Source organism: Synechococcus sp. R55.7 (genome assembly GCF_047461955.1).
In the GTDB taxonomy this organism is placed as follows: Bacteria; Cyanobacteriota; Cyanobacteriia; order Thermostichales; family Thermostichaceae; genus Thermostichus.
In genome coordinates, this window is sequence record NZ_JANSIC010000060.1 from 1 (window position 1) to 3,123 (window position 3,123).

Sequence of the window (3,123 nt, forward strand, 5' to 3'; positions counted from 1 at the left end):
TCATCGCCTCTGGAGTTTAGAACATCCTTACTTCATCTTCCTCTCACTTGTTCAGAAACCATTTGGATTGGAACAGCCAATAAGCAGCAAAATGCTCACGGTTGAGCTTCACGGTTGATCTTTAGGATAGGGCAGGGATCCCTTGCAGTTCGGCCAGCATGGTGCGGGCTGTCTGGGTGGGATCGGCAGCTTCCATCAAAGCCCGCACCACAGCTACACGGGTGGCCCCAGCTCGACGCACCTCGGGCAGGTTGTGGGGATCGATGCCGCCGATGGCAAACCAGGGCAGGTGGGCTTTCTCGGCAGCCAGGCGCACGTACTCCAGGCCGGCAGGGGGTTTCTCCGCTTTGGTGGGGGTGGGGTAAACGGGGCCGACGCCAATGTAGTCCACGTCGCTGTTCAGGGCTTGGGCCAACTCCTCGGCATTGGTGGTGGACAGGCCAATGAGCCGCTGGGATCCCAGCAGTTGTCGGGCTTCAGCCACCGGCAGATCCGTCTGGCCCAGGTGTACCCCATCTGCCTGGCTGAGCAGAGCCAAATCCACGCGGTCGTTGACGATCATCAGCGCCTGGTAGCGGTCGCACAGCTGCCGCAGCTGTTTGAGATCCCGCAGCATCTCGCCGTCGGGGAGGTTTTTGCGGCGATATTGCACCAGGGTCACCCCGCCCCGCAGGGATTTTTCCACCACCTCTAGCCAGTGGGGCACAGGGCTAGTCACTAAATAAAGATGGGCTGTCAGGAGATGCTGCCGCAGGGATCCGCCCAGCAGTTCACTTTCCAAGACGTAGAGCCGATAGCGCATGTCTTTGGCCAGCTTGGCCAGGCCAGGGGCCACCCAGTGGTGGGATTCGGCCAACTTGCCGTATTCTTCTAACACCCGCAGGGCTTCTTGCACACGGCTGCAATTGGCTTGCAAGAGGTGGCGGAGATCCCGCCGTTGCTCCTCTTGGGGGTGGGAGATCTGGGTGCCTGGATCGGCGGGGGTATCGCGGGCCAAACGCAGGGGATCGCTGTGCCAGCGGGCTAGGGCTTGGCGCATGGCCTTGCATTCGGCAGAGAGCTCTCCCTCTTCCAGGCCGAAACGAAACCATTCTTCCAATACCCGTAGTCCTTCACGAGCTCGATCGAGGTTGGCATCCAGAATACGGGCGACGGCCTGGGGTTTCATGTTCCCTATACGTGGGAAGAGAGTTGCTTAATTTTTACCAAAAAAATGCGCCTAAAGCCCCGTCCTACCCTTAGCCGGAAGCAAGTCAGTAGGGTGGAGAGTAGTCAATTCACTGTAAATCGGAATGGTTTCCCTGAGGCTGTCCTTGGCCCTGAGGAGAAAGAGGGTGATGCCATAAGGCGTTAAGAAAGGCTTGCTGCGGCGTGTGTCCCCAGGCGAAGGCCCGTGGGCCGGCCCCTTCCGGCAAGTAGGCCCAAGCATAGCGCTCGCAGGCGGGAAAGTAGCGGATCTCCCACCAAGTTCCCCCTACAGGCACATCTTTCACTGCCCGCAAGAAAGGGCCGCGATGGCGGGCGAGGCGCTCTTCTATAAAGTAGGGGCCTTCCAGCTGAAGGGCTTCTACCGCTGCAATAAGCTCGGCTCGTTGTCGCTCATTTCGGATCATCTCCCGGGTTCCCCTCTTGGATTGGCTCTATTCTATGAGGAGATTTCTGGTGAGCTGGGGGATCCCTCTTGATTCAGCCCAGATTGCGCCTACGGCAAGCTGTGGAAACCCAATGGAATCCAACGAATCCACCGCAGGTGCTGTGTCTGAGCAATGGACACGGGGAAGATGAGGTGGGCAGTCGCCTTGCTGTTGCCCTAGTCCAACTGGGGATCCCGGTGCAAGCCTTGCCGATTGTGGGAGAAGGGACAGCCTACCAACGCCAAGGGATCCCCCTGCTGCCCATTGCCCAGGTGATGCCGTCGGGGGGGTTTATTTATCAGGATTGGCGGCAGTTGTGGCGGGATTTGCGGGCCGGTTTGCTGGGGCTGACGGGGCGGCAATTGGCGTTGGTTCGGCGGGCAGCAGCCCAGAGGAACCTGGTGCTGGCCGTGGGGGATATTGTGCCCTTGCTGATGGCATGGTGGAGCGGGATCCCCTACGTCTTTGTGGGCACGGCCAAGTCGGACTATTACTGGCGAGATGAACGGGGGCCCTACCGACGCCCCTGGATCCCTTTTGGGCAGCCGATTTCCGATTACCTGCCCTGGGAGCGCTGGCTGATGGCCCACCGACGCTGCCTGGGTTCTTTTTTGCGGGATGAGCTGACGGCTACAGCTTTGCAAAAACGGGGCCTAAGGGCCTTTTACCTGGGCAACCCGATGATGGATGGCCTAGAGCCACGCGGGACATTGCCTTTGGATCCCCACCGACCGGCCTTGCTGCTCTTGCCCGGATCCCGTCCGCCGGAAGCCTATCGCAACTGGGCTCTGATGATGCAGGTGGTGGAGCGGCTCCCAAAGGAGCTGCAAGTCTATGCTGCCCTCAGCCCCAACCTGGAGCGAGACCCGCTTCAGGCTTGGATCCCATCTCAGCGCAGCGATGTGCTTCTGGTTTGGGGGGACTTCGGGGCCTGTGCCCAACGAGCAACAGTGGTGCTGGCCATGGCGGGAACGGCTACCGAGCAATGTGTAGGCTTGGGAAAACCGGTGGTAACCCTGCCGGGAGAAGGGCCCCAGTTTACCCCGCGCTTTGCTGAAGCGCAGACCCGTCTTTTGGGATCCGCCGTCCACCTGACCTCAGTGGAGCAGGCTCCCGCCGTGGTTGGCCGGATTCTGGAACGCCTGGCCGCCGATCCCAACTACGCGGCTGAGTTGCAGGCCCATGGACGCCGCCGCATGGGATCCCCAGGGGCCGCCCGGCGCATTGCCGCTCAACTTCGAGATTGGCTCAAGCCATCCGGCCCGGTTTTGGAACCGTTCGAGCCAGGTATATCGTGAAATAGAGAACGAGCGATTCAAAAGCCTGACTGATTTCCGTTGGATCCAGTTTTCCGTTTTATTTAGCATTTAATGATGTCAAACCTTTTGGGGTTGGAGAGCAGTTGGTGGATCCCTTGCTATGGGTGGGCGGGAACAGCTTTGGCCATTCCCTGGGCAACGGGGTGGGTCAAGGGCAGTGGCCCGCGCCC

Annotated in this window: 3 protein-coding genes; 1 reads left to right on the forward strand and 2 read right to left on the reverse strand. The window is 60.1% G+C overall.

The features are described from left to right. Nucleotides 1-121: 121 nt before the first annotated feature. Nucleotides 122-1,168 (reverse strand): thiamine phosphate synthase, encoded by a 1,047-nt coding sequence (locus NW820_RS04780; RefSeq protein WP_414406832.1) that lies wholly within the window; start codon nucleotides 1,166-1,168, stop codon nucleotides 122-124. Nucleotides 1,169-1,277: 109 nt separating this feature from the next. Beyond that, nucleotides 1,278-1,613, reverse strand: coding sequence for a hypothetical protein (locus NW820_RS04785; protein ID WP_011433411.1), 336 nt, complete (start codon nucleotides 1,611-1,613; stop codon nucleotides 1,278-1,280). A gap of 68 nt (nucleotides 1,614-1,681) precedes the next feature. Here NW820_RS04785 and NW820_RS04790 point away from each other — a divergent pair, with 68 nt between their 5' ends. Further along, entirely contained in the window at nucleotides 1,682-2,932 is a 1,251-nt protein-coding gene (locus NW820_RS04790) for a lipid-A-disaccharide synthase-related protein (RefSeq protein ID WP_414406833.1), read from the forward strand. Nucleotides 2,933-3,123: the final 191 nt, after the last annotated feature.

Excerpts from the sequence above, each read along its gene's own strand:
- NW820_RS04780 (WP_414406832.1), bottom strand. The coding sequence starts at position 1,168 with ATGAAACCCCAGGCCGTCGCCCGTATTCTGGATGCCAACCTCGATCGA.
- NW820_RS04785 (WP_011433411.1), bottom strand. The coding sequence starts at position 1,613 with ATGATCCGAAATGAGCGACAACGAGCCGAGCTTATTGCAGCGGTAGAA.